Source organism: Actinomyces sp. MRS3W, from assembly GCF_032465695.1.
Taxonomy (GTDB): domain Bacteria; phylum Actinomycetota; class Actinomycetes; order Actinomycetales; family Actinomycetaceae; genus Actinomyces.
On record NZ_JAWDJJ010000051.1, the window covers coordinates 1 to 2,952 of the forward strand.

Here is a 2,952-nt window from a genome sequence, read left to right on the forward strand (position 1 = left end):
GGCGTAGGTGGGTGAGGTGATGTTGACGATGGCCTCGGCGGCGTCGGTGGCGGCCGCGTAGGCGTCGGGGGTGAGGTGTCGACGGTGGTGGTGATGGACTGGTGCCCCAGGCGGCGCTGGACGGCGATGATTGGGACGCCGGCGCCCAGCAGGAGGGATGCGTGGGTGTGGCGCAGGTCGTGGACTCGGGGGGTCTTGGTCAGGCCGGCGGCGCGTGCGCGGGTCAGTGCGGGTTTCCAGACACGGGTGGAGAAGTGCTGGGATTGGATGCGGGCGCCGGCCCGGCTGGTGAACACCATGGCGTCGGCGGGGCGGCCGGCGGTCAGGTCCGTGAGCTGGTGGGCCAGGGGGCGGAGGAGTGCGATTGTGCGGGTGGTGGAGCCCTTGGTGCCGCCCAGGTAGACGCCTCCGGGGCCGTCGCCCTTCTTCCAGGCGCGGCAGATCCTCGCTGTGGGCGGGGATGCGGACAGGTCGAGGTCGCCGACCTGCAGGGCCGTGGCCTCGCCGAAGCGGGTGCCGGTACCGGCCAGGAAGGATACGAAGGGGCGCCAGTAGGGGTCTATGGCGTCGATGAGCAGGCCGAGCTCGTCGCGGGTGAGGAACGTGGTGGACTCGCCCTTGACGTCATCCGAGGGCACGCGCACGCCCCGCGCCGGGTTGGAGGCGATCAGCCCCTCTTCGACGGCGGCCTTGAGGCACTGGGACAGCAGGCGCTGCGATTCCCGGATCGTCTTGGACGACAGCGGGCGCGGCTCGCCGCCGGCCCCGTGCCGTGACGAGGGTGTGGTGCGCATGGTGCCGATCCATGCGCACCACCACTTGCCGGGTGATCTGGGACAGCAGTAGCGGCCCGAGGGGCCGGTCCAGGTAGCGGCGGAACTGGCTGCGGTAGCCGGCCACGGTCCCCGGCGTCGCATAGGTGCCCACCTGCGCCAAGTAGGTGTCGAACCAGGTGCGCAGGGTGGGCACCTCGCGCTCGGCCTCCGCGGAGTCCAGGGCTGCGATCGCGGCAGACGGGCCGAGGGCGCACACCAGGTCGCAGAACGACTCTGCCGCGGCGCGGGTGGGGAAGGACTCCTGGTGCTTGCTGCCCGGGTCGCCGGGGACGAGCGGGAAGCGGACGGAGTAGCGGGTGGTGCCGTCGGCGCGGCGATGGGCGGACACGACCGGGCGCCGTCGGCGCGGGGACAGTGCCGTGGGAGGACCGGAGGGGGAGCGTGAGACGGACACGGGTGCTCCTGAGGTGGAGTGCCCGCGAGCCCCGGACGACAGGACTTCGGACACCGATCGGACACTGCACGCCAGCGCCTAACGTCTCAACCGCCACTATTCGTTGGAATAGCAAGGATCTGCAATGGGGTGGCTGACGGGGCTTGAACCCGCGACCTCCTGGACCACAACCAGGCGCTCTACCGACTGAGCTACAGCCACCATCGGGCGACGTCGTCGCACCGAGTCGGTACTTTATCGGCTCACCTGTGCTAGCACCAATCCAGACCCCGTGTGCTGCGTCACCCTCATGTCAGGTGGGTCGCCGTCGTCAGAGCAGCTCCGCCGTCGGGTGCTCCGCGACCTTGGCGGCCGCTGCCTTGCACTCCTCGCTCGTGGGGCCCTCGCCGTGCGGGAAGAGGACCTCCCGGTAGTAGCGCAGCTCGTCGATCGACTCCAGGATGTCCGCCAGCGCCCGGTGACCGCCGTGCTTCTCCGGAGCGTGGAAGAAGGTGCGCGGGTACCAGCGCTTGGCGAGTTCCTTGATGGAGGAGACGTCGACGATCCGGTAGTGCAGGTAGTCGATGAGCTCGGGCATGTCCCGGGCCAGGAACGCCTTATCGGTGCCGACCGAGTTGCCGGCCAGCTGCGCGGTACCGGCCTCCGGCACCAGGGACTTGACGTGGTCGAGGACGGCGCGGGTGGCCTCCTCCATCGTCAGGCCCTGCTCCAGCTCCTTGAGCAGGCCGGAGGAGGTGTGCATCTCGCGTACGAAGTCGCCCATCTGCTCCAGGGCCGCAGCCGGCGGCTTGATGAGGACGTCGATGCCCTCGCCCAGCGGCTTGAGCTCATAGTCGGTGACGATGACGGCCACTTCGATGAGCGCGTCCGTCTCCAGGTTGAGGCCCGTCATCTCGCAGTCGATCCACACCAGGGGATCGGAGGTAGTTATCTGTCGACTCACGGTCGCCGAGTCTAGACCCGGCCCGCCGCCACATCGGCCGGTCTCGGCACGTCATTTGTGCCGGTTTCGGCATGTTATTAGTGCCGGTTTCGGTGTGGGGGAGGGGTGGTTTCCCGCGCCATATGGAGTTTTCGTTGGTGCCCCCGCCCGGACTCGAACCGGGAACCTGCGGATTAGAAGGCCGATGCTCTATCCATTGAGCTACGGAGGCGTTGCTGGCCCAGCGTACGTCACGGTGGGCAGAACTTCCCACTTGGACAGAGTCGAAAACCACTGCCCGCCCCCGCCCGGCAACGGTATCGTTTCGGCCAAGCTGGTGAGTTCTCGCCCCACAATCCCGGAAGGATCCACGTGCCCCCCACAGCACTGGCAGTGCGCCTGACCAACGCCCCCGCCTACGAACAGCCACGCGTCTTCACCTCCGCCTTCATCGTCGGCCGGCGGCCCACGTGCGACGTCGTCGTCTCCACCTCCAATGCGGTTTCCGGTGAGCATCTGCGCGTCTCGCCGACGCCGGAGGGCTGGGTCATCGAGTGCATCTCGCGCACCAACGGCATGCTCGTGGACGGCCAGGACACGCGTCGCGCCCTGGTGACCGGCCCGACCCGCGTCTACCTCGCCAACAGCTCCGGCCCCGGCGTCGACTTCATCCCCACAGCCGTTCCCGACGCCGGACCCGCCCCCGCGCCCGGTGCCGCGTCTGGGGGCGCGCCGGCGGCACCCGCAGGTGCTCCCCAGCCCCAGCCGCCGACGCTGTACCCGCAGGCGCGCCCCCAGAC

The 2,952-nt window shown here is 69.4% G+C and carries 4 protein-coding genes and 2 tRNA genes; 1 reads left to right on the forward strand and 5 read right to left on the reverse strand.

Going from position 1 to position 2,952, the window contains the following annotated elements; all coding sequences use genetic code 11:
• The 5 genes from RWX45_RS01470 to RWX45_RS01490 form a co-directional block, all read right to left on the reverse strand.
• A partial coding sequence (locus RWX45_RS01470; RefSeq protein WP_316022021.1) for a site-specific integrase occupies positions 1-644 on the reverse strand: 644 nt, incomplete at its 3' end.
• Entirely contained in the window at positions 625-1,230 is a 606-nt protein-coding gene (locus RWX45_RS01475) for a hypothetical protein (RefSeq protein ID WP_316022019.1), read from the reverse strand. The genes RWX45_RS01470 and RWX45_RS01475, both read right to left, overlap by 20 nt.
• Positions 1,231-1,355: 125 nt before the next feature.
• A tRNA-His gene (locus RWX45_RS01480) sits at positions 1,356-1,431 on the reverse strand.
• A gap of 109 nt (positions 1,432-1,540) precedes the next feature.
• Positions 1,541-2,161 carry an oligoribonuclease gene (orn, locus tag RWX45_RS01485; RefSeq protein WP_316022022.1) on the reverse strand — a complete coding sequence of 207 codons (621 nt, stop codon included), beginning with the start codon at positions 2,159-2,161 and terminating at the stop codon, positions 1,541-1,543.
• Positions 2,162-2,308: 147 nt separating this feature from the next.
• A tRNA-Arg gene (locus RWX45_RS01490) sits at positions 2,309-2,384 on the reverse strand.
• 140 nt (positions 2,385-2,524) lie between these two features.
• Between RWX45_RS01490 and RWX45_RS01495 the strand changes: the two genes are divergently transcribed.
• Positions 2,525-2,952 (forward strand): FHA domain-containing protein (locus RWX45_RS01495; RefSeq protein ID WP_316022020.1); only part of this gene is annotated, 428 nt, incomplete at its 3' end.